The organism is Pseudarthrobacter sp. SORGH_AS 212 (genome assembly GCF_030818145.1).
Taxonomy (GTDB): domain Bacteria; phylum Actinomycetota; class Actinomycetes; order Actinomycetales; family Micrococcaceae; genus Arthrobacter.
Genome location: NZ_JAUTAA010000001.1, coordinates 2,838,193 through 2,863,407 on the forward strand (window position 1 = coordinate 2,838,193; position 25,215 = coordinate 2,863,407).

The window sequence follows — 25,215 nt, forward strand, 5'->3', positions numbered from 1 at the left end:
CCCCGCACTATGGTGCCGGGCGCAGCCGTCGGATAATGGATCGCAAAGCTGCGCGGCCTTTGGAGGAAAGATGAAATTCGTGGGAGCCCTCATCGTCATCTGGCTGGTCATCGGCGGCGTGGCCGCCTGGCAGCGGGGCTATTTCGGCGGAGCCCCCGGGTCCTGCGCAGAAGCAGGCACCGTCGCCGTGACCATCGTCGCAGGGCCGCTGAACTACATGGGCGTCAATCCGCAGATCACCTGTGAGCTGCCGCAGCCGTCCCAGTAGGCGGACAGGGCCGCCCCGCGGCTGCAGGAGAACGGCCGGACCGGTCCTAGAGTAGGGACTGCGCAGGTATTGGCATGCCGCCTGCCTGCTCCGATCAGTCTCGAAAGGAATTCGCCGCGATGGCTTTCATTACCGTTGGAACTGAAAACAGCACCGACATCGAGCTCTACTACGAGGACCACGGCTCCGGCCAGCCGGTGGTGCTGATCCACGGCTACCCACTGGACGGTGCGTCCTGGGAACGGCAGGCCACGGCCCTCCTGGCTGCCGGCTACCGGGTGATCACCTACGACCGGCGCGGCTTCGGGAAGTCCAGCAAGACCACCGAAGGCTACGACTACGACACGTTCGCGGCGGACCTCAATACCCTGCTGACCACGCTGGACCTCGGCAACACCGTCCTTGTGGGTTTCTCCATGGGCACGGGCGAGGTAGCACGCTACCTGGGCACCTACGGTTCGGAGCGCATTGCCAAGGCAGCCTTCCTGGGGTCCCTGGAACCGTTCCTGCTCAAGACCGATGACAACCCCGGCGGTGTGCCGCAGGAGGTCTTCGACGGGCTTGAGGAAGCCGTCACCGCGGACCGGTATGCGTTCTTCACCGAGTTTTTCAAGAACTTCTACAACTCGGACACGTTCCTGGGCACACCCCGCCTCAGCCAGGAGGCCGTCACCGCCAGCTGGAACGTGGCCGCAGGCTCCGGTGCCACCGCGTCCGTGGCCGCGCAGGCCACCTGGATTACGGACTTCCGCCAGGACATTCCCAAGATCGACGTTCCTGCGCTGATCGTGCACGGCACCGCGGACAACATCCTCCCCATCGACTCCACCGGGCGGCTGTTCGCCAAGGCACTGCCGGAAGCGGAGTACGTGGAAATCGAAGGGGCGCCGCATGGCCTGCTCCTGACCCACGCCGCGGAGGTCAATGAAGCCCTGCTCGGCTTCCTGGCCAAGCAGGGCTGACTGGCCAGCTGCGTTAAAAACATCCGGCGACGGCGGGAAACCGCCGTCGCCGGATGAGCAGGATCGGATGCGCCATCAGAGAGGCTCCCCAAAACGGTGGTTTAAGGACCCTATCCGATGGGGCAACGTCGGTGCGGGTGGGGAAGTGAACCGGGGGCTACCGGCGGAAGCCGCCGCCTCCGCCGCCGGGGCCCTGCTCCGCCGTGTACTCGCCGGCGGTGACGGTATCAGCCTGAGCGGCGCCGTCGAGCGAGCCCTCACCCAGGCCCGCACTCACCGTTGCCGTGCCCCCGGTGTAGACGGTGTATTCGGTGCCCGCGGTGATTGCCGCTGAGGAGAAGACCAGCGAGGCAGCGGCCTTGGTGGTGACGAACGCTGCCACCACGGTTCCGGACGGGTCGGCGATCTGGATGACGGTGCCGGCCGGGACGGACGAGCCGAGCGTCACCTGCACGCCGGACTGGGTGGAGGACGCCCCAGGGGTGACCGCCATGCCCGCGCTGCCGGCAGCGGCTACGGTTCCGCCGGTCACGGCGAGTTCGCCGTTGACGTCGAGGGCACCGTTCCCGTCGTTCGTGGGGCCGTTCACCACCAGGGTGCCGCCGGAAATGGTGGCGTTGCCGTTGGAGTCGAGGCCGTCGCCCTGCGCATTGATGGTCAGCAGGCCGCCGCTGATGTCCACGGTGTAGTCGCCCACCTCCATGCTGCCGCCGCCCATGCTGCCGCCTGCTCCTGCACCGGCGGAGGCCGTGCTGCTGCCGCCCGAGGCGTTCACGCCGTCGTCGTTGGAGGTGATGTTGGCGGTTCCACCGGACACCACAATGTGCTGGGCCTCCAGGCCCTCCTCGGATTCCTTGACGGTGGTGTCGCCGGCGGCGATGGTGAGGGTGTTGAAGGCCTTGACGCCGTCGTCGCCGGCCGTCACGGCCAGAGTGCCGCCATTGACCAGGACCCAGCCGCGGCCCTCGTCCTCCTCGTTGTCGGACTTGAAGCCGTCATCGGCCGCGGTGACCTGGTAGGCGCCGTCCAGCAGCACCGCGTAGTCCTTGCCCACAATGCCGTCGTCTGCCGCGTCCACGGTGACGGTGCCGCCGGCCAGGACCAGCCCGTCCTTGCTGGAAATGCCGTCGTTGTAGTTGCCGTCCACGGCAAGGGTGCCCGGGCCGGCGATGGTGAGGTCGGCCTTGGAGTAGAGGGCGGCGTTGGGGGCGTCCGTTCCCTGGTCGGCGTAGGTGGCGGAGTCGCTGATCGAGTTGTTGGTGCCGTCTGCCAGGTAGATGATCGCCTCGTCCGCGCTTTCCACCACGAAGGGAGACCCTGCGGAGTTGGCCAGGGTGAGGCCGTCCAGGATGACGCGGACGGTGTCCTCCTCGCCGGCGGCCACCACGATCTTGCCGTCGGTGAGCGACCCGCTGAGGCGGTAGGTGCCCGCGGCACTGATGGTGACCGTGTCACCGTCTACCGAGACGCCGGATGACGACCCGGATGCCACGGAGCTGGCGCCATCCGCCAGGGTCACGGCTACCTCGGAGGCCGTATCCCAAGTGAGGTCGTCGCCGTCGAAGTGGGTGTCCTGGGCAAGCGTGTCCAGCGACACCGCCGTGGTGGTGCCGGCCGAGCTGGACGACGCCGAGCCGGAAGAGGCCGAGCTGGAGGACCCGGTGCTGGAGGTTCCGGTAACACCGGTGGGGGCCGTGCCGGTTACGGAGCAGCCGGCCAGGCCGATGGCGGCTGCCATGGCGGCAACGGAGAGATAAGTGCGGAGGCTTTTCATGGAGTGTCCTTGGGTGGGGTGGGGGGAGAGCGGATGGGTAAGGCATGCAGGATGGTCTGCCGGGCAGCGTGCTGTTGGCCGGGCGGCCAATCAGGCAGCGGTTGGAGGGCGCCCTTTCAGGCGGCAGGGCGGAGGGGGAGGCTGCGGGACAGCGTGCGGTTCCAGCGGTTGGCGGGAAGTTCGGGCCGGAGGGCGGCCATCCCGGTGGCGAACTTGGAGATCCGGGACGGCCTGACGCCGGCCGCCCACAGATGCCGGTCCAGTGGCCCGGCGGTGGAGCCGGACTTGGTTTCGAGGATGACGGCGTTGTCCAGGATCCACGGCTCCCGGCCCGGCCGCTGCCATGTCACACCGGTATCGATGGTGGCGCGGCTTCCCGACTCCTGGAGGTAGAAAGTGGTGCGGTGGTACCGGGTTTCGAGGACGGGTTCCAGGGGTCCGGCGGGGATTGACCCCACCGCGGCGGCCAGGGTGTCCCGGACGTACTCCAGCCCCTCGGCCGTCAGCCGCGAACGGTCTTCTGGCAGGTACGGAATGCGTTCCTTGACGGTGGCTTCCCGTGCGCCTTCGGTCTTGACTTCCAGGAAGCTGATGGCGCTGTCCACATAGGTCCGCGTGCGGATCTTGTAGCGGCGGCGCCGGCCGTGGGCTGCCAGCAGGTAGCTGTCCAGGGCGGCGGTGTCGAAGTAGACGGAGTCGTAGGCGAAGCTGCGGGCTCCATCCATTTCCAGGACCCGCATGTCCGAGCCGAAGGTGGCCAGCAGGTGCCGCGCGGTCCCGGCGGCCAGCACATATTTCCGGTCCACGCGGGTCTGGAGTGCGGCCTCCGCGTTCAGTTCATCCAGGCCCACGGAGGGGAAGAGATGGAGATTCCCGACGGCGGCGCCCGCGGGGTTCATCGCACGCCTGCCTGGACGTGGCCGGGAAGCTGCTCCGGGCTGGGGATGTACTCAGCGGCGGGGATGGTGCCCGCTGTGGCCGGCGCCGTCGTCGTAAATCCCGTCAGGGTTCCCGGGACTGAAGTGGCGGCGTAGGCGGCGGGGGAGTAGGCGTAACGGACGTCCACGATGGTCTTGTCATTGACCAGGTCCAGCTGCTGGATGGTGGCGGAGTGGACCTTGCCGTGCAGCACTTCCTCCAGCCGGGCGAACAGCTCGCCGTCCTCGGCAATGGCCCGGTCCAGGATGACGGTCTGATGGCGGTGCGCCGGCAGGACCTTGGGGTGGTCGCCCACGAACATCACCAGCAGGATCAGGGCCATCAGCGAAACGGTCAGCCATAGCGGCTCGATCCCGAGCCCGGCAATCAGGCCCAGGGCCAGTGCCGAGAAGTAGTAGGCCACCTCGTGCTGGGCCAGCTCGGTGGAGCGGAGCCTGATGATGGACAAGACGCCGAACAGTCCCAGCCCCAGTCCCAGGCCGGCCGCGGAACCGGACAATGCGGTGGCGACGGCCAGGACCCCCACGTTCATGCCGAGGTAGGAGACCACCAGGTCGCGCCGGCGGTGGCGGCGGAGGTAGAGGGCAAAGGTGAGGATGCTGATGGCTGCCAGGTCGGCGAGGATGAAAATGAGGTTCATGGGATTCTCCGGGATGTTTTTCGGTGGGCTGTTTCTTACGATGCCCGGCGATACTGTGCAGGTGCTGTGACGGAACCTAGCCGGATATATGAGCTTTGGATGGGGGTTTGCCGGCAGCATTTCCGGCCGCCCCCCTTGCGGGTTCCACGGCGGGCAGCCGGTCTTGCTTCCGGGCGAAAAGCCAGCGCTGCTGCACTGAGAAGCTGATGGCGACCAGCATGATTTCGGCCAGGACCTTGGCAGCCAGGGCCGGTACGGCGATCGCTTCAAGGGCCCAGATCAGCGCGACGTTGGCGGCGAGGAGCACCGCCACCAGGCTGAAATAACGGAGCCCCGCGGACCGGGCCGGCCGTTGCCTGCCGTGCTCGAACACCACGTGCCGGTTTACCAGGAAGTTCACCGCGGAACTCACCGCCCGGGCCCCCAGCACGGCCAGGAGCAACGAATCCACCAGCACCGTGAGCAGCAGGAACACCGTTGTGTCCACCAGGAACGCCGCAAAGGACGAGCCGAGGAACTTCAGGAGCGGGGCGTAGATGCGCACGGAGTCTGCCAGCGGGCGGAAGTGGGAACCGGAGTTGTGGTCCAGGTACACCGTGGCGATGTCCAGGGACTGGATGGAGTAGCCGGCGTTCTTCGCTTCCAGCAACAGGTTCAGCTCGTACTCGTACCGGTCGCCTCGGACCGACCTGAGCCACGGGAGCATGGCCGCCGGGTAACCGCGGAGCCCGGTTTGGGTGTCCGCAATGCGCTCGCCGGTGGCAAGGGTGAACAGCGCCCGGGTGGCCGTGTTGCCGAGGCGGCTGCGGGCAGGCACATCGCCCGTGAAGCTCCTGCTGCCGAGCACCATGGTTGCTGCGCCGCGGGGATCGTTGGTATTCCCGTGGACCTTTTCGGCCACGCGGAGGATGTCCGTCACCGTGTGCTGGCCGTCGCTGTCGGCACAGACCACATCATGGCCCGGCAGGTTGTCCGAAATGAAGCCGAAGCCGGCCTTCAAGGCGAACCCTTTCCCCCGGTTGCGTGCGTAGCTGAGGACGTGGCACCCCAGTGCCCTGACGTCGTCGAACACGTCCTTGTAGGCGGGGCCGCTGCCGTCATCAACCACCACGACGGCGGTCCACGGCTCGGCGGTGCGGATCCGGCGGATCAGGGCGGGCAAGTGGTGGTCCGGTTCGTAGGCCGGGATCAGGATGATCATGGCCGCCTACCCGGCGATGTAGAGGATGTCGGAAGTGCCGCGTTCCTTGTTCTCACCCAGCGGGTTGTTGACCAGCCCGCCGTTGAAGTACATGGTGGAGGAGCCGCCGCCGTCGATGTTGTACGCGGTGGTGGCGCCCAGGCCCTGCATGATTTCGGCCAGGCCGGTCATGGTGACGCCGGCGCTGTAGCCCGGGCTGCGGCCATCCACCACCACGAATACCAGGTGGTTCTCATCGATGATGCCGACGGCGGTGCGCGGCTGCTCGCCCTGGATGGAGTGGTTGCCGAAGTTGGTGTCCACCTCCACGTCCTCAATTCCGGAAGCCACCTCACCGTTGTCCAGGAGGGATGGGCCGAAGGAGAGGGTGTTCCAGACGCCGTCCGCCACCAGCTGTTCTGCGGTGGTGCTGGTTTCGTCGTAGACCTTGACCGTGCCGTCGCGGTAGAAGGCGAGGCCCTGGCGGGCCCCTTCATCGCGGAACACCACGCCGTTGCGGATCACGATGCCGGTGTCCCGGAACCCGTAGTAATCGCCGTTGATGGCGAAGATGGCGTTGTTCGCCTCGGCGATGGCGGAGGTGTTCTCGGTGATGTTCTCGCCGAAACTGTCGTTGGCGAACGCGGACTGCAGCGCGGTGGCGTCATCGAGCACGACGTCGGCAACGTAATACGTGACGGTGCTGTCGCCGCTGCCCGTGGTCACCGTGGAAATGCTGATGTTGGACGAATCCGACGTGTAGGACGTGTCCGTGGTGACCGCGGTGGTGGCGGTGCCGGATCCGTCGCTGGACGCCGTGGCGGTGCTGGACTGGGCAGTGCCGCTTTGGGCGGTCGCGGCCTGGCTGGCTTCGTACGCGGAGACGTCCGAGATCTCCACATGCTGCACCACGAACCGGTCCAGCGCCCAGGCGGTGGCGCCGCCGGCGGACAGCGTGAGGGCTACGGCCCCGGCGATGACGGCTCGCCTGACGCGGCCGGGTTTACGTTCGGTGGTCTGCTGGAATGTCATGCCCCATTTCTACGGAGGCAAGTTAGCAGAAGGATTTGCCGTTGATGTGATTGGCCTGTGAAATTTGGGGGGCGTCGACATTCTGCGCGGAGGGGGCAGACACGGCGGGGCATAGCCGGTTGGCCAGGTCCTTGAGTTCCTTTGGGTGGAAGGGCTTGGTGAGGTAGGCGGCAGCTCCCGAAGCCATCCCGGCCAGGACATCGTCCTCCTCGGAGCGGGCCGTCAGGAACAGCAGCGGCGCCTTGCTCAGCGCCCGGACGGCCCGCGCCACTACGTGGCCGTCCATGTCCGGCAGGCCCAGGTCCAGCGTTACCAGGGACACCGCCGGATCGGCAGCGGCGGCAATGCCCTCGGCACCGCTCGCCACTGCCCTCACCTCGAATCCCGCGCGCGTCAGGACCACGGTGATGAGACCGCGGATATCGTCGTTGTCCTCCACCACAAGGCAGACACGTTGTTGTTCCATTGAAGCCCCCCAGGCCAAAGATGGCATCAGTCTAGCGTGGCGGGCCTAACCGTCGTAGTGAGTCTTCGCCGGCCCCTGGCCCAGGGAGTTGACAACCGCGCTGGCCACCTCGTGGAGTTTGGCATTGCGGGTGCTGGAGGCGGTCTTGAGGATATCGAAGGCGTCCTGCTGGCTGCACCGGTTCTGTGCCATGATGATGCCCACGGCCATGTCGATGACGGTCCGGGATTCGAGGGTGGCGCGCAGGTTCGCCGCAGTCTCGCTGTAGTGGGCGAAGCGCACTGCCAGGCGGAGGGCCAGTGAGGTCTGGCCGACGAAATCCTCGGCAAACTTGAGCGCCCGGCCCTCGAACCGGTGCGGGCGCCGTGAATACAGGAGCAGGGCGGCCCTGGTTTCGCCCTCCAGCCGGAACGGCAGTGCAAGCACCGAACGGATGCCCTGGCCGAGGACGGCCCCGGCATACTCCGGCCAGCTGCCGTCGTTTTCCAGGTCCGGCACGTGCACTGTCACCTTTTCCATGGACGCCGTCAGGCTGGGCGTCTCCGGGTACTGGTGCTCGAGGAGGCCGAGTGATGCGGCTTCCGGGCTGCTGCTGGCCACGGTTGCGGCCTTGCGCTGCCGCAGCAGCGCAATGGCGCACAGGATCTCATCGCCGGGTTCGGAAAGGTTGCGCGCGGACACCCGCGCCAGTTCATTAAGGAAGTCCTCAACGTCGGAGCTGCTGAGGACCAGCTCGTGCAGGTGTTCAGTGATGGATGTATCGGTTTTTGCTGTTGACTCGCTGGCCACGATTCTCTGGTGCCATTCGCTCAGGTCAAAACGAGCCAGGCAACATTCACGCCGGCCGGCGGAAAGCCGGAAGGGGTTCAGGTCGCTGGATCGACGAACTTTCCAACGGCCTGCTGCTAAACCGATATTCAGAAGTATATACATGGCTTCGCAGGCCAAAGTGTCATGTTTCCGCACCTCCACCACTGGCGGACGCGGGGTGTTCCCGGCAGAATGAAGCGGTCGCCGTGGCTGCGGTGGCAACCGGACGCCAACGGACACTTCGCCGGAGGGACGCGAACATGACCAGACTGCTCATCATCGGTCCGCCGGGTTCGGGCAAAGGGACGCAGGCGGAGCACCTTGCGCGCCATTTCAACGTTCCGGCCGTCTCCACGGGGGACATTTTCCGCAGCAACGTGAACAGGGAAACGGAACTTGGCCGCCAGGCCGCGGGATATCTCGACGGCGGCAGTTTCGTTCCGGACCATCTCACCAATGCGCTCATCAGGGACCGGCTGCAGGACCCGGACCTCCGTTCCGGTTTCCTCCTGGACGGCTATCCCCGCACCGCGCCGCAGGTGGCGGAGCTGGACACCATGCTGGCCAGCCAGGGAAGGGCGCTGGATGCCGTCATCGAACTGCTGGCCCCGGATGCCGAACTGGAGCAGCGCATGCACCGGCGGGCACAGGAGCAGGGCCGCTCGGATGACACCGAGGAGGTCTTCCGCCGCAGGCTGGAGCTCTACCACACGGAAACACATGAAGTAGTCTCGGCCTATGCGGGCCGCGGACTGTTGGTATCCGTGGACGGCACCGGAGACCCCGGAGAGATCACCGCCCTGGCGATCGCCGCCGTCGAAAAATTCCTGGCCTCTTTCCATCCCCGCCCCTGACCGGCCTCACCAGCAAAGGAAACCCCATGAAGATTGCCGTCACCGGCGGAAACGGAAAACTTGGCGGGCATGTGGTCCGCCGCCTCACGGACGACGGCCACCAGGTCCTGACCCTGGACCGTGCTGGAACACGCAGCCCGGCGCTCCTGGTGGTGGACCTGCGCAACTACGGCCAGGTGCTGGACGCCCTGTTGGGGGTGGATGACCGCCACGACGGGTTCGACGCCGTGGTGCACCTTGGTGCCATACCGGCGCCGGGCATCCTTCCGGACGCCGCCACGTTCGAGAACAACATGCTCTCCACCTACAACGTCTTCCAGGCCGCGCGCCGCGCCGGGATCAAAAAGGTGGTGTACGCCTCCAGCGAGACGGTGCTGGGACTGCCGTTCGACGTCGACCCGCCCTACATTCCCGTGGACGAGGAATACCCGGCCCGGCCCGAAAGCACGTATTCCCTGGTCAAGAAGCTGGAAGAGCAGATGGCCGTCGAAATGACGCGCTGGGACCCCGACCTCAGCATCGTGGGACTGCGGTTCTCGAACGTCATGGACATCGAAGACTATGAGCGGTTCCCTTCCTTCGACTCCGACGCGACGCTGCGCAAGTGGAACCTCTGGGGCTACATCGACGGACGGGACGGCGCGCAGGCGGTAGCGAAGGCACTGGAGAACGGAAAACCGGGGTTCGAAGCGTTCATCATCGCCAACGCGGACACCGTCATGAGCCGGTCCAGCGCCAGCCTCGCCGCGGAGGTCTTCCCCGCTGTCAAGGTCACCAAGGAACTCGGCGAGCACGAAACCATGCTCTCCATCGACAAGGCGCGGCGGCTCCTCGGCTTCGAGCCCAAACACAGCTGGCGGGATCACGAGGGATAATCTTCACCCTAGGCAATACTTACCGGGCACTGACCCATGCGGCAAGGATGGACACAACGGTGGCACAGCACGAAACAGCAGGCTCCGGAACGTCCCGCACGGCGGCCGGCAGGAACACCGGACGCTGGCGGGCCTTCCACGACAAGTTCGTGGTGGAGGAACGCTTTTTGGAGCCGGCGGACCGGCGCGGCCTCTACCGCGCCTCGGTCATCCTGGCTGTGGTTGGCCTGGGACTGTTCATTGCCACACTGGTCAGCGTGGTGCAGGCGGACGGCCTGTCCGCGGCAGACGGCCCGGTCCGCGACTGGCTGCTGATGGAGCGCTCCGGCGCCCTCACCGCCGTCATGATCTTCCTGGCCGTGGTCTTCGGCCCCATCGCGCTGCCCATCATCGTCCTCGTGGTCATCGTGGTGTGGGGATTCGCGGCGAAGCACGCCTGGCGCCCCATCCTCCTGGCTTCAGCCATGCTCAGCGGCGTCATCATCTCGCAGATCATCCTTCGCATTGTCCAGCGGTCCCGCCCGCCGGAGGACACAATGCTCTTCGGAATCGACCACACCTTTTCCTTCCCGTCCGGCCACGTCCTGGGCGCGTGCGACTTCCTGCTGGTGGGCACCTTCCTCATCTTTTCGCGCCGCAGGAACACCCGGGCCGCCGTGTTCGGGTTCGTCGGTGCCGGCGTCGGCATCGTGCTGGCGTCGGTGAGCAGGCTGTACCTGGGCTACCACTGGCTGACCGACACCCTCGCCTCGTTTTCGCTCTCGCTGCTGATCCTGGGCGGCGTGATCGCCCTGGATACCTGGCGGACGGCTAGGGTCCCGGGCGAGCGGGTCACCGGGGAGCTGTCCAAGGCGGAAACCCCTCGCGACTGAGGCTGGTCAGCCGGACGGCCGCTGCCGGGCGCGCTTCAGGGCGCTGTGCAGTTTCAGGTTCGCAGCTTCGAGTTCCAGCACCATGGCCACTCCGGCGAGATTGAGGCCCTGTTCCAGCAGCTCACCTATCCGCAGCAGCACCGCGATGTCATCCTCGCTGTACTGCCGCGTACCGCCGGAGGTCCGGGCCGGCGTCAGCAGGCCCCTGGTCTCGTAGAGGCGGATGTTCTGCTGGCCCGTGCCGGTCAGCCGGGCAGCTACCGAAATGGCGTAAACCGCAGTGGATCCGGGCCGCGCGGGAGGCGGGACCTGCGGTTCTGCCATGCATCCTCCAAGCACTCGGTGCGGTCTTGCTTCAGTTTCTCACGGGTGCTATAAAAAATCTATATCCGCCACCATAGAAGATGCACAGTAGGAAGAAGACTCGAAACCCCTGTCCCGCACCACTAAGCTGCAAGGAGTGGGCGATGATGGCACGTCCTCCCGACTACTACGCCATCCTGAACGTGCCGCCCGACGCCGGCCGTCTGGACATTGCGCGGGCCTACCGCGGCCTCATGCGCGCCCACCATCCCGACGTCGGGCCGGCGGATTCCGTCCAGGGCTCGCCAGGCGACGAGCTGCTGCGGATCATGGACGCATACGGGGTGCTGCGCGACCCGGCCCGGCGGGCGGCCTATGACCGGCAGCGGACTTTACCGACAGACAGGACTGCATCGACGGGCCAGCCCCTGTCCACAGCCAGGCCCGTTGCTGTCCGGAAGGTACCCGGCAACGGCGGAGCCTCCGGAGACATCATCCGGGTCACCCCCGTGCGCTGGGAAAGCGGGCCCTGGGCCTGACTCCGGGCAAGCGGGGGAGGTATCTGACGCATTGGCAACATCACACACAACGAGGAAGGAGAGAGCCGCATGAGCGAGTGGCGGCGTTACGATTCACACCTGATCCCGGCGTTCCATGAGCGCTTTGAACAGCGGTGGGGCAAAGGAACGGCACCCTTCCTGGATCCTGAAGCGCATGAGGAGCCGGTGCCGCGGGCGCAGTGGATCAACCCGTCAACCGGCGCAGCCCTTGCCGTGGTGCCGGTGTGGACCGTGGATGAACGGCAACAGCGGTCCTTCGGCGTTTTCTACCTCCCGCCTGCGGGTGACATCTGGGTCCTCAGGCCGGGTTACACGGCCTACCTTGAACCTGCCGACGGCGAACCGGAGCACCTGGTCACCCTGCGCAATGATGCGTTCCGGAAGGCCGTGGCCCACGCCAAGGAGTTCCTCTTCGGCTCCCAATAGCCGTCCGCAGCAGGCTCGCTGACGGGCACCGCAGCAGTTGCTCGTCAGGGGGCTTCCGCTGTGCCATCCTGAGACGTACTTATCCGCCGATCACCACGAAGGCCGCCAGATGCACATCTCCGCCAAGGACCTCGCAGCAATCATTCCCCCGGGGTTCACGCTCGGCGTCGCCACCGCGGCCATCCAGATTGAGGGGGCCCTGGACGAGGACGGCCGCGGTCCCGCAGGCTGGGATGTTTTCGCCGCCAAGCCCGGTGCGATCGTGGACAGCCACAGCCCTGCGGTGGCCACGGACCACTACCACCGGATGCCGCAGGACGTTGCCCTCATGAAGCAGCTGGGGGTGGACTCCTACCGGTTCTCCTTTGCCTGGCCGAGGATCCAGCCCACCGGCAGCGGACCCGCCAACAGCGCAGGCCTCGCGTTCTACGACCGTCTCCTCGACGAGTTGCTGGCCAACGGAATCTCCCCGATGGCCACCATCTACCACTGGGACACGCCGCTGGCGCTGGACGAGGCAGGCGGCTGGATGAACCGTGACACCGCGTACCGGCTGGGGGAGTATGCCGCAATCCTCGCGGAGAAGTTCGGCGACCGGGTTGCGCGGTGGGTCACCATCAACGAACCGGCCACCGTCACCACCAACGGCTACACGCTGGGCTTGCACTCGCCGGGCAAGGAGCTGATGCTGGGTGCCTTCCCCACTGTGCACCACCAGCTGCTGGGCCACGGACTTGCCGTGCAGGCACTGCGTGCCGCCAAGGTCCCCGGCGAAATCGGGATGACCAATGTCTACTCACCCATGGTCCCCAACTCCATCAATCCGCTGGATAAGATCAGCGCCGGCCTCATGGACCTCGCCCAGAACCGGCTGTACGCGGATCCCGTCCTCACCGGAAAATATCCGGACCTCATCAGGGCAGCGAAGTTCTTCTCCTCCTTCGAACATCCGGAGGAGGACATGAAACTGATCTCCCAGCCACTGGATTTCTACGGGCTCAACTACTACATGCCCACCAAGGTGGCCGTTGGCCCCGGCGGCGGGGCGGTCCCTGCCAGCATGGCCGAAGCCATGGGCAGCGACCTGAGCGCGGCAGGCAATGGCGGCACACCGTTCCACGTGGAAACCTGGCCCGAAGCGGACATCACGTCCTACGGGTGGCCCGTGAAGCCCGAGTACATGGGGGTGGCGCTGAAGGAAATGGCCGAGCGATATCCCAACCTCCCGCCCGTCATCCTCACCGAGGGCGGCGCCAGTTTCGAGGACATCATCGTCCGGGACAAATCCACCAACACCCGGTTCATTCCGGATGAGCGGCGGCTGAAGTACCTCTCGGACCACCTCGAGGCGGCGCTGCGTGCCACCGCTCCCGGCGGCGAAGCGGAGTCCGTGGACCTGCGCGGCTACTACGTCTGGTCACTGCTGGACAATTTCGAGTGGTCCGCGGGCTTCAAGCAGCCGTTCGGGCTGTTGCATGTGGACTTCGAGACCCTTGAGCGTACACCCAAGGCGTCCTACTTCTGGCTGCAGGAACTCATTGAAGAGCGTGACCTGTTCCAGGCTGCAAGTGCGGCAATCGCCCAGGCCGTCATCCCGGAGGACGCCGCCTAGGGTCACGTTTCAGGCGGAGCGGGATCCTAGAGCAGGTCCAGCATGCCCAGCTGCTTGGCCATGCCGGCTCCATCAGGGGAGTAGATCCACGGCACCTTGGACGCGGTATGGTCCCCGTCCTCGGAGTGGCCGCCGGCAAAAACCGATTCGCTGACGGACAGCTGGCGGATGGCGATGGCCGCCACTTTGTCCGGGTTCTCCGATGCGAAGCCGGAGTAGATGGCTTCGTCGTGCTGGCCGTTGTCCCCGATGAGGAGCCAGCGCATGTCCGGGAACTCCTTGCTGAGCCTTTCCAGGTTGCGGTGTTTGTGGTCCTGGCCGCTGCGGAACCAGCGGTCCTGCGTCAGGCCCCAGTCCGTCAGCAGCAGCGGCCCCGACGGGTACATGTTGCGGCCCAGGAACCTCGCCAGGGTAGGCGCAGCGTTCCACGGCCCGGTGGAGAGGTAAATGACGGGGGCATCGGGGTGTTCGATGGTCAGCCGGTCCAGCAGTACGGCCATCCCCGGCGTTGCCATGCGGGCCCGCTCACTGAGGACGAACGTGTTCCACAGGGCCAGGAACGGGCGGGGCAGTGCCGTCACCATGACGGTGTCATCAATATCGGACACGATGCCGAACTTCACGTCAGGGGCGATGACGTGGATCAGTGCTTCTGCCGGCTCGGTACCCTCGGCCTGCAGTGTCGCCGTGTGCCAGCCCGGCGACAGCTGGACGTCCACCTCGGTGTCCACCAGGCCGCCGCGGTCAGCCTGTACGCGGGTGACAACATCACCGATGGTGATTTCGACGTCGGCGAACTGCAGCGGCACGCCGGTAAAGGCGCGCCAGCCGCGGACGTTCTGGGTAGCGTTCTTGGCCTCCTGCTCGGCCTTGCTGCCGGGAAGCGGCTTCTGCGTCATCAGCACGCGGCCCAGGACCCGGACACGGCTGGTGGATCCGTAGCCCTGGTAGGCAATGGTCCGGGGCACGAAGTCCCAACGCCTGGCGAGCCGGATCCGGAAGCTGTTGAACCCGTCGGAGATGCGGTGGGCCAAGCGGAAGGCCTGGTTCCCGCCAAGCTCGGGCCGGCGCTCCGGAAACTTTCCCGGCCGCCCGGAAGCGGGCTGGGTTGCGGGCTGGGTCGGGTTCTGCGGCGCCGGGTCCATGGTTCCACTCTGCCACAGGCGGCGGCCCGTGTGGCGGCGTGCGGGAGACGGCAGCACAGTATGACGTCAGGCGCCCAGGATGGCGCGCAGGGTCCGGGCGTTGCGCACCGCGTGCCCGCCGCCGTCGTTATTGAAATAGGCGTACACGTCCAACCCCTCCGCTGCCCAGCCGCGGATCCTGTCCGCCCACCAGTGCAGGTCATCGTCCGAATAGGAGCCGGCGTAGAGGTGCTGGTGGTCAGGCCCGTGCAGCCGGACATAGGTGAACGGGGCCGTGGTCCGGAGCAGGCACGGCAGATTGGCTCCGCTCATGATGCAGTAGGCGGCGCCGTGCCGCTCGAGGATCGCCAGGACTTCCGGGCAGTCCCAGGTGGGATGGCGGAATTCCACGGTGACCCGGATCCATTCCGGCAACGCGGCCAGGAAGTAGTCCAGCCGGGCATCGTCCCGTTCCAGTTGAGGCGGCAGCTGCACCAGGAGCACCGCCCGTTTGTCCCCGAGTTCGTGCCAGCAACGGGCAATCCGGTCCACCCAGACTTCGGGCTGGTACAGCTTCCGCGCGTGTGTGAGGCCACGCGGAGCCTTGACGGACATGCTGAAGCCCGGGGGCAGCCTGCGGTTCCAGCCGGCAAACGTGGTGTCCCGGGGCCAGCGGTAGAAGCTGGCGTTCAGCTCCACGGTGCTGAACTGCGCGACATAGTGTCCCAGCCGGTCCTTCGCCGGCAGGCCTGGCGGGTACAGGACGTTCTCCCAATGGTCATAGCTCCAGCCGGAGGTGCCGATATGGACTGCCACCACTGCAGGCTACACCGGCACTTCGCAAATGTGCCCGGAACAGGGAGCGCGTTTGTGGCAGGGTAAGGTCATGGCGCGAATCGAAGATTATGCGGTGGTAGGCGACCTTCAGACCGGGGCGCTGATCAGCAAAGAAGGTTCCATCGACTGGTTGTGCCTTCCCAGGTTCGACTCCCCGGCCTGCTTCACCGCGTTGCTGGACACGCCCGACGCCGGCCGCTGGCTGCTGGCGCCCGAAAGCGGCGGACCGTGCACCCGGCGGGGATACCGGGACGGCAGCCTGATCCTGGAAACCGAATGGGACACCCCCGACGGGACGGTGCGCGTCATCGATTTCATGCCGCCGCGTGATTCTGTGGCGGACATCGTGCGGATCGTCGAGGGCGTCAGCGGCACCGTGAAGATGCGCTGCGAGCTGGTCCTGCGCTTCGACTACGGCCACATCGTTCCATGGGTACGCAAGGACAAGCACGGCCTCCACGCCATCGCGGGGCCGGACGCTGCCTACTTCGTGACGCCGGCGGAGGTACACGGCGAGAACATGCACACCGTGGGCGACTTCACCGTCAGCGCCGGGGAACGTATCCCGTTCGTCCTCACGTGGGCTCCCAGCCATGTGGGCCGGCCCCACTCGGTGGACGCGGAGAAGGTCCTGGACACCACCTTCGCCTTCTGGCGCGGCTGGACCACCCAGTGCACGGTGCAGGGCGAATACCAGGACGCCGTGGTGCGCTCGCTGGTGACCCTCAAGGCGCTTACCTACGCACCAACCGGCGGCATCGTGGCCGCCGTGACCACCTCCCTGCCCGAACAGCCCGGTGGTCCCCGCAACTGGGACTACCGGTACTGCTGGCTGCGGGACGCCACCATGACGCTGCAGGCGCTCCTGGCCGCCGGCTACACCGCCGAGGCGGCCGCCTGGCGGGAATGGCTGCTGCGGGCGGTTGCCGGGGACCCGGCCGACCTGCAGATCATGTACGGCATACACGGCGAGCGGCGCCTGCCCGAGCTGGAGCTGCCCTGGCTCAGGGGATATGAGAATTCGGCGCCCGTGCGGATCGGCAACGCGGCGGCCGAGCAGCTCCAGCTGGACGTGTGGGGCGAGGTGCTGGACTGCCTGGCGCTGACCCGTAATTCACTGCTGAAGCATCCGGACGATTCGTGGGACCTGCAGTGCGCCCTGATGACCCACCTGGAAACAATCTGGGACCAGCCGGACAACGGGTTGTGGGAAATGCGCGGCCCCCGCAGGCACTTCACCCATTCGAAGGTCATGGCGTGGGTTGCCGCCGACCGGATGGTCAAGGGCGTCAGGGAGTCCGGGCTGCCGGGGCCGGTCGAGCGGTGGGAGGCGCTGCGGGACACCATCCACCGGGATGTGATGGCCAACGGGTTCGACGCCGGACGCAACACTTTCGTGCAGTCCTACGGCAGCCCAGAGCTTGATGCCAGCCTGCTGCTGATTCCGCGGGTGGGCTTCCTGCCGCCGGATGATCCCCGCGTCATCGGGACCATCGAGGCGATCCAGCGCGAGCTGACCGAGGACGGGTTCGTGCTTCGCTACCGTCCGGAGAAGAGCGACGACGGCCTGCCGGGGAGCGAGGGCGTCTTCCTCGCCTGCTCGTTCTGGCTGGTGGAGGCGCTGCTCGGCGCGGGACGGCATGAGGAGTCACGCGAACTGTTCGAGCGCCTCCTGGAGCTGCGCAATGACGTGGGGCTCCTGAGCGAGGAGTGGGCAGTCCGCGCGGGCCGGCAACTGGGCAACACCCCGCAGGCGTTCAGCCACTTTGCCCTTGTGACTAGCGCTTTGGAGCTGCATCAGGATACCGTTCGCCGGAGTGACACCCCTATCCCGCCGGAATCGGCGGGGCGGCGCTGAGGCGGGGCCGGCACAGGGCTGAACTTTCCCTTCGCAGAATAGATAAGTAGACTTACTAACACCTCATGGAGTGCTCCACAAGCACAATGCCGTGACTGACGGAGGAGGAGTGATTCGCATGGCCGGGTATTTTGAACTCGTTGATGCCCCTGATGGTGGCTACAGGGTCAGGATGATGGACGGGGCGGGCCACCTGATGGCAATCTCGGTGACCTTTCCCACGAAGCGGGCGGCCGTGGCCGGAGTGGCCATGGCCCGTGAAATTGCAGGCACAGGCCTTATTCGGGATAAAAGCCTGGACGGTGCCGGAACGGTGATCAGGGAACGGGTCCGGCCCGTGGCAACGCCCAAGGAAGAAGCTGCCCGGCACAAGAAGGCCCCGGAGGCCAGGCGGGCCGCGGTGGGCTGATGGGCCGGCAGGACGCACCCCCCGGTGGACGCCGCCGGGGGGTTCTCTTTGACGTTGACGGGACGCTGATCGATTCGTCGTACCTACACACCGTTTCCTGGTGGGGTGCCTTCCGCCAGTACGGCTATGACGTTCCGATGGCATCCATCCACTACCTCGTGGGCATGGGCGGGGACCGGCTTGTGGACAGCCTGCTGCCCGAGGGCCGGGACCGCAGCGCCGATGAGGACATCATGGCCAGCCATGGCGCACTGTACGCCGCCCGCTGGCCTTCCCTGCGCGCGTTTGATGGTTCGAAGGACCTGCTGGCCCGGTGCCATGCCGGTGGCCTCGCCGTCGCCCTGGCCTCGTCGGCCCGGGAGCAGGACCTGCAGATCATGAAGGGAATCCTTGACGCTGACGCGTTCATCGATGCCGCCACCAGCTCCAAGGATGCCGAGGAGAGCAAGCCTGCCCCGGACATCCTGGCTGCTGCCCTGGAAGCGATCGACGTAGAGCCGGCAGATGCTGTCTTCGTCGGAGACGCAGTCTGGGACATGAAGGCCGCGGCCGCGCTCGGCATCCCGGCTGTGGGGGTCACTTGCGGGGGAATCAGCGCCGACGTGCTCCGGGAGGCCGGCGCGGTGGACGTCTACGAGGGACCTGCCGACCTGTTGCGGAACCTGGCCGGCAGCGCCATCGGGAAGTTGCTGAACCGCGGCAGCTAGCCCGGGGTTTTCATGGAAGAGCCGCCTGCCGCGTCCTTCTCGGTGCCATTGTCGGCGGGTTTGACCCAGGACACGGCCACCTTCACGGAGCCGTCATCGTTCCTTTCGACGTCCGTGACGACGTCGGCCAGGCTGGCTCCCATGTCAACAATCCTGGCCCGGTAGCTGGCCACCAGGTCCTCCAGGCTGGCTTCAGTCCATTCGCCGGGCCGCATGCGGGTGGAAATCTCAACCGGTTCGGGCTGGTACAGCGTCATGACGTCCTCGTTCCGTTGGCATGGGCCTCGTGAAGCAAACCCGGCGGGCCCTTCCTACGCTAGGAGTCCGGGGCGGGTGGGACAAGTACCACGGAGTATCCGGTTCATCCGATCGTGCCCCCAGTGGACGCCCGGGCCGCCTGGCGTAAAAGTGCCAAATGCCAGAAGATCATCAGCATGCTTACTTTTTGCCCGAAAATTCGGTAGCGTCGAATGAAGGGCGCACGGCCCGGACTGCGAGGAAAAGGAGAACACCGTGAAAGCACTGACCTGGCAAGGAAAACGATCAGTCAGCGTCGAAGAAGTACCCGATCCCGTGATCCAGGAGCCTACCGATGCGATCGTGCGCATCACCTCCACGGCGATCTGCGGGTCCGACCTGCACCTGTACGAGGTCCTGGGGCCCTACATGCACAAGGGCGACGTGATCGGCCACGAACCGATGGGCATCGTGGAAGAAGTGGGAAGCGCCGTCACCAACCTGCGCAAGGGTGACCGCGTGGTGATCCCGTTCAACATCTCCTGCGGCTCCTGCTACATGTGCAAGCAAGGGCTGCAGTCCCAATGCGAAACCACCCAGGTAAAGGAAAAAGGCTCGGGAGCAGCCCTCTTTGGCTACTCCGAACTGTACGGCTCAGTGCCGGGCGGGCAGGCCGAGTACCTCCGTGTCCCGCACGCGGATTACGGACCCGTCAAGGTGGGGACCGAACTGCCGGACGAACGGTACCTGTTCCTTTCCGACATCCTGCCCACGGCCTGGCAGGCGGTGGAGTACGCGGACGTGCAGCCAGGCGGCACCCTTGCGGTGCTGGGGCTCGGGCCAGTGGGGCAATTCGCCGCCCGCATCGGCGTCCAGCGCGGCTTCAACGTGGTGGGCGTGGACCCCGTCCCGGAACGCCGCGCCATGGCGGCCCGGCACGGCGTGGACACGCTCGATTACACCAAAACCCTCGGTGACGAACTGCGGGAGAAGACCGCCGGTAGGGGCCCTGACGCGGTGGTGGACGCCGTCGGCATGGAAGCCCATGGCTCCCCGGTGGCCGGATTCGCGCACCAGGCACTGGGACTGCTGCCGGACAAGCTGGCACAAAAGGCCATGGAGACCGCCGGTGTTGACCGCCTCGCCGCGCTGCACACAGCCATCGACGCCGTCCGGCGCGGGGGAACGCTCTCGCTCAGCGGAGTCTATGGCGGCCAGGCCAGCCCCATGCCGCTGCTGACCATGTTCGACAAGCAGATCCAGGTGCGGATGGGCCAGTGCAACGTGCGGCGTTGGACGGATGACATCCTCCCGCTGGTGGAGGACGACGCCGATCCGCTGGGCGTCATGGACCTCGTCACCCACCGCTCTGGCCTGGACGGGGCACCGGCACTCTACGAGAAGTTCCAGAAGAAGGAAGACGGCTGCATCAAGGTAGTCCTCAACCCGGGAGCCTGAGCCGCATCACGAATGCCGCTCAGCACAGGTGGTTGAGCGCGTCCTGGGAGACCTCCGCCAGCTCGGAAATCAACGGGTTGACCCCCAGGGTAGGCGGCTCGGGCGGATAGGCCATCGCCATGGCCAGCTGGGTCTTGCCGTCCTCGCTGGTCATGGCAATGGTTCCGTAACCGTCGGTGTCGCCAGGCAGGCCGTAGTAGAAGCGGTTGTTGCAGGTGTTGTTCCAGCGGCGCAGCGCAAAACCGTAGTACTGCAGGTAGCCGCCCTTCATGGCCGTAACGCTGTCCGGCGGGAGCAGTTCGCCCTTCAGGAGCGCGGCGTAGAAACGGTTCACCTCCGGCAGGGTAGAAACTGCTCCGGAAGAGGGAGCCTCCGCCTGCCATTCTGGCAAGCTGGCATCCAGGCGCGCGCCGCCCACCATGACGTAGCCGTGAACCATGCCCGGAAGGGCCGGCCCGCCCAGCCGGGTTGCGCCCAGGCCCAGCGGACGGGCTATGTCCGTGGCCAGGACCTGTGCGATGTCCTGGCCGCGGAGCCGTTCGACGATCAGGGCCAGCGCCGCATAGTTGGTCCGCGAATAGTTGAAGATCCGTGCCAGCCGCGGCTCCCACGGCACGGTGGCCGCCAGGGCCAGCTGCTGCTCGAGGCTGATCTTCCGGACCGTGACCTTTTCCCAGGGGCCGGATGCCAGGAGTGGATCGGTGAAGTCGGGCAGCCCCGACTCGTGGGTCAGAAGCTGGCGCACACTGACCGGGCCGGGCGGATGCAGGACGCTCCCGAACTCCGGCAGGTAGCGGCTCACGGGATCGTCGAGTCCGAGCTTTCCTTCCGCCACCAGCTTCAGCACGGAAACCGCCACGAATGATTCGGTGATGCCGCCAACCCGGACGGGGTCGGACGCCGCTGCGGGTTCGCGGGTTTCCAGGCTCCGCACCCCGGCCGCGTGCGCCCAGGCTTTGCCGTCATACCGGACGTCGATCAGGACGGCGGGTGCGCCCCCGCCGATCATACGGTCGCTGAAGGCTTCCAGGAGGGCGAAAGCGGCTGCCCTGTCAGGGTCCGTCGGCGTGGGGTCCGGAGGGCGGGGTTCGCCGGTACAGCCGGCAGCTGAGATCAGGAGGACCGTGCACAGGGCAGCAGCCGCCCGTATCCATCCGCCGCCCCGGCGCGCACCCATGGACCTATTTTCCCCCAACCCAGTAGCAGCACATGTCGTTTTGGGGCCCCAAAACGACATGTGCTGCTACTGGGTTGGGAGGGGGTAGGTGCTTAGGTGAGGCGCACCTGGCGGTTCATGTCCTTGTACAGCAGGTAACGGAATTCGCCGGGGCCGCCGGCGTAGCAGGCCTGCGGGCAGAAGGCGCGCAGCCACATGAAGTCGCCCGCCTCCACCTCCACCCAGTCGTTGTTGAGCAGGTACATGGCCTTGCCCTCCAGGACGTACAGGCCGTGTTCCATGACGTGGGTTTCGGGGAAGGGGATGACGCCGCCGGGCTGGAACGTCACGATGTTCACCTGCATGTCGTGGGCCAGGTCGCTGGAGTCGGTGAACCGGGTGGTCTTCCAGGCATCGTTGGTGTCCGGCATCGACGTGGGCTCCACGTCCTTTTCGTTGGTGACGAAGGACTTGGCTTCGAAGCCTTCAAGCCGTTCGTACGCTTTGCGGATCCAGTGGAAGGACACGACGTCGTCCGAAACGTTCTCCAGGCCCCACTCCGCACCGGCGGCAAGGTACGCGTAGCCGCCTTCCTCGAGCTGGTGGAGTTCGCCGTCGAGGGTGAGGTTGACCTGCCCGCGGGTCACGAAGACGACGCCTTCGACGCCGGCTTCGAACTCGGCCTTGGGTGCACCGCCGCCGGGGCCGATCTCGACGATCAGCTGGGAGAACGTGGTGGCGAAGCCCGAGATGGGGCGGGCGATGATCCAGGACCGGGTGTTCGAGAAACCGGGCAGGTTGGACGTGACGATGTCCGTCATGACGCCCTTGGGGATCACGGTGTAGGCCTCGGTGACGATGGCCCGTTCGGTGGTCAGGTGCGTCTGCGGGGGCAGCCCGCCGGTGGGGGAGTAGTACTTACCCATGGAGGAGATCCTTTGCTGTGGTGGTGGAAGTGGCGAGCCGCGGGTGCGCCAGTGCGGTGAGCTGGGGAATCCCGACGCCGGCAAGCGCCTGGACCTCTTCGGCACCTACTGCGCCGCACTGGACGCCGCGGAGGACGAACGCGGCCAGCGCGCGGGCGGTGGCGGGTTCGTCCATGACGCCGCCTTCGGTGCGTTCGACGTAGTTGCGGAGGCGGGCTGCGGCAGCCGGGAGGCCTTCGCGGTAGAAGGCGTAGGTGGCAGCGAACCTGCTGGGCAGCTGGGCCGGGTGCAGGTCCCATCCCTGGTAGTAGCCGCGTTCCAGGGACCGGCGGACCAGCCGTCCGTGCAGCCGCCAGGCGTTCTCCACGTTGTCGCCCACCGGAATGATGTTGGTGGACCCGTCGGAGAGCCGGATGCCGGTGCCGGCGACTGCGAGCTGCATGACTTCCTTGGCGAAGTCGGCCACGGGGTGCTCCATGGACTGGTATTCGGCGGAGATCTGCAGTGATGCGGAGTAGTCGTAGGTGCCGTAGTGCAGCCCGCTGATGCGGCCAGGCACGGCATGCGCCAGCTGCGCCACCGGCGAGGTGCCGTCCGGACCCAGGATCAGCTGGGGTGTTTCCACCTGGACCTCGAAGCGCAGCCGCCCGGCGGGCAGCGAGTGGACTTCCTCCAGCCGGGAGACTGCGTAGTCCATGGCCCGGACCTGGTCCACGGTGGTGACCTTGGGCAGGGTCAGGACCAGTCCCTCGGGCAGCTCGCCGGCCGCAGCGAGTCCGGAGACGAACAGGTCCAGGGTGCGCAGGCCGCGGGCCCGGGTGGCCGCTTCGAAGCATTTGAAGCGGATGCCGATGAACGGGGGAGCGGACCCGGCCGCGACGGCCTGGGCCACCGCGGCAGCCGCGGCAACAGCGGCGGCGTCCTCGGCGTCGTCGCCCCTGTCCCCGAAGCCGTCTTCGAAGTCCAGGCGCAGGTCCTCGATGGGTTCGCTGGCGAGCTTGGCTTCGACGCGTCCGGCGACCGCCTCGGCCAGGCCGGGCTGCTGCCCCAGGAGCTGGCCCAGCCTGTGGTAGCCGCCGTGCGCCTCCACGGTGGCCCTGGCCTCGGCGCCCCACTGGGCAGCGAACGACGGCGTGAACCGGTCTGCGGGGACGTACACCGTGTGCACGGGCTGGCGGGAGCCGTCGTCGCCCGGGTAGTTCTGCTCGAGCAGCCGGTCGGTGGCGGCCAGTTGCCCGTCGATGGACGCGAGGTCTCCCGCCGACAGTGAGGGCTTGGGTGTTGCGGCCATGCCTCAGCCCACCAGTTCGTAAGCGGGGGTGGTGAGGAAGTCCGTGTAGCCGTCCGAGAGGCAGATGTCGGCGATCAGGTCGCTGGCCGGCTGGTAGTACCGGCGGAACGCTTCGTCGCCCACTTCGGTGCGGAGCCGTTCGGTTTCCTCGCCCAGGATCCGCTCCACCAGGTCCTTGGTGACGGTGTTGCCGGTGTCGGCGAGGACGGACTTGTTGCGGATCTGCTGCCAGACCTGCGAACGGGAGATCTCAGCGGTGGCGGCGTCCTCCATGAGGTTGTGGATGGCCACTGCGCCGTTGCCGGACAGCCACACGGCCGTGTAGGCCACGGCAACGTACAGGTTCAGGCGCAGCCCGGCCTCGGTGACCTGGCCCCCGGCGGAGGAGACGTCCAGCAGCTCGGCTGCAGTGACTGACACTTCGGGGCGCTGCCGGTCCACCTGGTTTGGCTTGTCGCCGAGCACGGAATCGAACACCTCGCGGCAGGTGGACACCAGGTCCGGGTGCGCAACCCAGGAGCCGTCGAACCCGTCGTTGGCTTCACGGGTCTTGTCCGCCCGGACCTTTTCGAAGGCTGCTGCGGTGACCTCCGGGTGGCGGCGGTTGGGGATGACGGCGGCCATGCCGCCCATGGCGAAGGCACCGCGGCGGTGGCAGGTCTTGACCAGCAGTTCGGTGTAGGCGCGCATGAAGGGCGCGGTCATGGCCACGGAGGCGCGGTCCGGCAGGACGAACTCCTCGCCGGCGTCGCGGAAGTACTTGATGATGCTGAACAGGTAGTCCCAGCGGCCGGCATTCAGGCCCGAGGCGTGGTCCCGCAGCTCGTAAAGGATCTCGTCCATCTCGAACGCGGCCGGGATGGTCTCGATCAGCACCGTGGCGCGGATGGTGCCCTGGTGCAGTCCGAGGAAGTCCTGGGCGAACACGAACACGTCGTTCCACAGCCGCGCCTCGAGGTGGCTTTCCATCTTCGGCAGGTAGTAGTACGGGCCCTGCCCGTTCAGCACCAGCTGCTTGGCGACGTGGAAGAAGTGCAGGCCGAAGTCCACCAGTGCGCCTACGGCGGGTTCGCCGTTGATGAGGAGGTGCTTCTCCTGCATATGCCAGCCGCGCGGGCGGGCCACCACGACGGCGAGTGGCGCGTCAGTGCGGAGCTTGTATTCCTTGCCCTCTTCCGAGGTGAAGCTGAGCGTGCCCTGGGCGGCATCGCGGAGGTTCAGGATGGCGTCGATGACGTTGCCCCAGGTTGGTGTGCTGGCGTCCTCAAGGTCCGCCAGCCACACCTTGGCGCCCGAGTTCAGCGCATTAATGGCCATCTTTGCCGGCGAGGCAGGTCCTGTCATCTCCACGCGGCGGTCCTGCAGTGCCGCAGGGGCGGCAGCGACCTTCCAGTCGCCGTCGCGCACGTCCTGCGTCTCCGGCAGGAAGTCCAGCTTGCCGGTGTCGGCCACGCGCTGCCGCTTGGCGGAACGGGCCGCGAGGAGGCCGTTGCGGGTGCCGGCGAACCGGTTGTGCAGTTCCTCCACGAACGCCAGCGCCTTGGGGGTGAGGATCTCCTCCGCGCGGTTGATCGGCAGGGGATCTGTGACAGTGATGGCCATTTCTGGTCCTTTCCTTAGGCTGAAGACTTGTGCTGAA

Annotated in this window: 27 protein-coding genes; 12 read left to right on the forward strand and 15 right to left on the reverse strand. The window is 66.6% G+C overall.

Annotated elements, in window-relative coordinates:
* The first annotated feature begins 70 nt into the window (after window positions 1-70).
* Complete coding sequence (locus tag QE394_RS12955; protein WP_261620269.1) at window positions 71-268, forward strand: hypothetical protein; 198 nt, start codon at window positions 71-73, stop codon at window positions 266-268.
* A 119-nt stretch (window positions 269-387) separates the two neighbouring features.
* Window positions 388-1,230, forward strand: a complete 843-nt coding sequence (locus tag QE394_RS12960) for an alpha/beta hydrolase (RefSeq protein WP_349034719.1) — start codon at window positions 388-390, stop codon at window positions 1,228-1,230.
* 157 nt (window positions 1,231-1,387) lie between these two features.
* Here QE394_RS12960 and QE394_RS12965 read toward each other — a convergent pair whose 3' ends face one another.
* The 7 genes from QE394_RS12965 to QE394_RS12995 form a co-directional block, all read right to left on the reverse strand.
* Window positions 1,388-3,004 carry a carbohydrate-binding domain-containing protein gene (locus QE394_RS12965; RefSeq protein ID WP_349034720.1) on the reverse strand — a complete coding sequence of 539 codons (1,617 nt, stop codon included), beginning with the start codon at window positions 3,002-3,004 and terminating at the stop codon, window positions 1,388-1,390.
* A 116-nt stretch (window positions 3,005-3,120) separates the two neighbouring features.
* Complete coding sequence (locus QE394_RS12970) at window positions 3,121-3,903, reverse strand: polyphosphate polymerase domain-containing protein (RefSeq protein WP_349034721.1); 783 nt, start codon at window positions 3,901-3,903, stop codon at window positions 3,121-3,123.
* Window positions 3,900-4,583 carry a DUF4956 domain-containing protein gene (locus QE394_RS12975; protein WP_056078070.1) on the reverse strand — a complete coding sequence of 228 codons (684 nt, stop codon included), beginning with the start codon at window positions 4,581-4,583 and terminating at the stop codon, window positions 3,900-3,902. The genes QE394_RS12970 and QE394_RS12975 overlap by 4 nt, the downstream gene beginning before the upstream one ends.
* Window positions 4,584-4,659: 76 nt before the next feature.
* Window positions 4,660-5,784, reverse strand: a complete 1,125-nt coding sequence (locus QE394_RS12980) for a bifunctional glycosyltransferase family 2/GtrA family protein (RefSeq protein WP_349034722.1) — start codon at window positions 5,782-5,784, stop codon at window positions 4,660-4,662.
* Window positions 5,785-5,790: 6 nt separating this feature from the next.
* Entirely contained in the window at window positions 5,791-6,795 is a 1,005-nt protein-coding gene (locus QE394_RS12985) for a phosphodiester glycosidase family protein (protein WP_349034723.1), read from the reverse strand.
* A gap of 22 nt (window positions 6,796-6,817) precedes the next feature.
* Entirely contained in the window at window positions 6,818-7,261 is a 444-nt protein-coding gene (locus QE394_RS12990; protein WP_349034724.1) for a response regulator, read from the reverse strand.
* Window positions 7,262-7,306: 45 nt separating this feature from the next.
* Window positions 7,307-8,050: a GAF and ANTAR domain-containing protein gene (locus QE394_RS12995; RefSeq protein ID WP_349034725.1), complete on the reverse strand. Its 744-nt coding sequence runs from the start codon at window positions 8,048-8,050 to the stop codon at window positions 7,307-7,309.
* 281 nt (window positions 8,051-8,331) lie between these two features.
* On the opposite strand from QE394_RS12995, the gene QE394_RS13000 reads away from it, so the two are divergent.
* From QE394_RS13000 to QE394_RS13010, 3 genes are read left to right on the forward strand one after another with little or no spacing between them, the layout of a single operon-like run.
* Complete coding sequence (locus QE394_RS13000) at window positions 8,332-8,925, forward strand: adenylate kinase (protein ID WP_349034726.1); 594 nt, start codon at window positions 8,332-8,334, stop codon at window positions 8,923-8,925.
* A gap of 26 nt (window positions 8,926-8,951) precedes the next feature.
* A complete protein-coding gene (locus tag QE394_RS13005; protein ID WP_349034727.1) occupies window positions 8,952-9,800 on the forward strand; it encodes an NAD(P)-dependent oxidoreductase in 849 nt (282 codons plus the stop codon).
* Between the two features lie 59 nt (window positions 9,801-9,859).
* A complete protein-coding gene (locus tag QE394_RS13010) occupies window positions 9,860-10,672 on the forward strand; it encodes a phosphatase PAP2 family protein (RefSeq protein WP_261620279.1) in 813 nt (270 codons plus the stop codon).
* 6 nt (window positions 10,673-10,678) lie between these two features.
* Here QE394_RS13010 and QE394_RS13015 read toward each other — a convergent pair whose 3' ends face one another.
* Window positions 10,679-10,996, reverse strand: a complete 318-nt coding sequence (locus QE394_RS13015; protein ID WP_056078093.1) for a MerR family transcriptional regulator — start codon at window positions 10,994-10,996, stop codon at window positions 10,679-10,681.
* 143 nt (window positions 10,997-11,139) lie between these two features.
* Here QE394_RS13015 and QE394_RS13020 point away from each other — a divergent pair, with 143 nt between their 5' ends.
* From QE394_RS13020 to QE394_RS13030, 3 genes are all read left to right on the forward strand, one after another.
* A complete protein-coding gene (locus QE394_RS13020; protein ID WP_349034728.1) occupies window positions 11,140-11,514 on the forward strand; it encodes a J domain-containing protein in 375 nt (124 codons plus the stop codon).
* A 69-nt stretch (window positions 11,515-11,583) separates the two neighbouring features.
* A complete protein-coding gene (locus tag QE394_RS13025; RefSeq protein WP_056078099.1) occupies window positions 11,584-11,961 on the forward strand; it encodes a hypothetical protein in 378 nt (125 codons plus the stop codon).
* 109 nt (window positions 11,962-12,070) lie between these two features.
* Window positions 12,071-13,573 carry a family 1 glycosylhydrolase gene (locus QE394_RS13030; RefSeq protein ID WP_261620281.1) on the forward strand — a complete coding sequence of 501 codons (1,503 nt, stop codon included), beginning with the start codon at window positions 12,071-12,073 and terminating at the stop codon, window positions 13,571-13,573.
* Window positions 13,574-13,599: 26 nt separating this feature from the next.
* On the opposite strand, the gene QE394_RS13035 is transcribed toward QE394_RS13030, so the two are convergent.
* A complete protein-coding gene (locus QE394_RS13035; protein WP_349034729.1) occupies window positions 13,600-14,718 on the reverse strand; it encodes a phosphatase domain-containing protein in 1,119 nt (372 codons plus the stop codon).
* Between the two features lie 66 nt (window positions 14,719-14,784).
* Window positions 14,785-15,513 (reverse strand): DUF72 domain-containing protein, encoded by a 729-nt coding sequence (locus tag QE394_RS13040; protein ID WP_349034730.1) that lies wholly within the window; start codon window positions 15,511-15,513, stop codon window positions 14,785-14,787.
* Window positions 15,514-15,583: 70 nt separating this feature from the next.
* Between QE394_RS13040 and QE394_RS13045 the strand changes: the two genes are divergently transcribed.
* The 3 genes from QE394_RS13045 (at window position 15,584) to QE394_RS13055 (ending at window position 18,508) form a co-directional block, all read left to right on the forward strand.
* Window positions 15,584-17,392, forward strand: coding sequence for a glycoside hydrolase family 15 protein (locus QE394_RS13045; protein WP_349034731.1), 1,809 nt, complete (start codon window positions 15,584-15,586; stop codon window positions 17,390-17,392).
* A gap of 118 nt (window positions 17,393-17,510) precedes the next feature.
* Window positions 17,511-17,801, forward strand: coding sequence for a hypothetical protein (locus QE394_RS13050; protein ID WP_056078112.1), 291 nt, complete (start codon window positions 17,511-17,513; stop codon window positions 17,799-17,801).
* Window positions 17,801-18,508, forward strand: a complete 708-nt coding sequence (locus tag QE394_RS13055; RefSeq protein WP_056078116.1) for an HAD family hydrolase — start codon at window positions 17,801-17,803, stop codon at window positions 18,506-18,508. The genes QE394_RS13050 and QE394_RS13055 overlap by 1 nt, the downstream gene beginning before the upstream one ends.
* Here the strand turns inward: QE394_RS13055 and QE394_RS13060 are convergent.
* On the reverse strand, window positions 18,505-18,765 hold the full coding sequence (locus QE394_RS13060; RefSeq protein ID WP_261620285.1) for a hypothetical protein: 261 nt from the start codon (window positions 18,763-18,765) through the stop codon (window positions 18,505-18,507). The two genes, QE394_RS13055 and QE394_RS13060, sit on opposite strands and share 4 nt — an antisense overlap.
* Window positions 18,766-19,021: 256 nt before the next feature.
* Between QE394_RS13060 and QE394_RS13065 the strand changes: the two genes are divergently transcribed.
* A complete protein-coding gene (locus QE394_RS13065; protein WP_056078122.1) occupies window positions 19,022-20,203 on the forward strand; it encodes a zinc-dependent alcohol dehydrogenase in 1,182 nt (393 codons plus the stop codon).
* Between the two features lie 19 nt (window positions 20,204-20,222).
* On the opposite strand, the gene QE394_RS13070 is transcribed toward QE394_RS13065, so the two are convergent.
* The 4 genes from QE394_RS13070 to aceB all read right to left on the reverse strand — a co-directional run bounded on the left by QE394_RS13070 (window position 20,223) and on the right by aceB (window position 25,178).
* Window positions 20,223-21,380, reverse strand: coding sequence for a serine hydrolase domain-containing protein (locus QE394_RS13070; protein WP_349034732.1), 1,158 nt, complete (start codon window positions 21,378-21,380; stop codon window positions 20,223-20,225).
* Between the two features lie 92 nt (window positions 21,381-21,472).
* Entirely contained in the window at window positions 21,473-22,285 is an 813-nt protein-coding gene (locus QE394_RS13075; RefSeq protein WP_056078127.1) for a bifunctional allantoicase/(S)-ureidoglycine aminohydrolase, read from the reverse strand.
* Window positions 22,278-23,576: an aldolase gene (locus QE394_RS13080; protein ID WP_349034733.1), complete on the reverse strand. Its 1,299-nt coding sequence runs from the start codon at window positions 23,574-23,576 to the stop codon at window positions 22,278-22,280. Before QE394_RS13080 ends, QE394_RS13075 begins: the two co-directional genes overlap by 8 nt.
* Window positions 23,577-23,579: 3 nt before the next feature.
* Window positions 23,580-25,178: a malate synthase A gene (gene aceB / locus QE394_RS13085; RefSeq protein ID WP_261620288.1), complete on the reverse strand. Its 1,599-nt coding sequence runs from the start codon at window positions 25,176-25,178 to the stop codon at window positions 23,580-23,582.
* Window positions 25,179-25,215 lie beyond the last annotated feature (37 nt).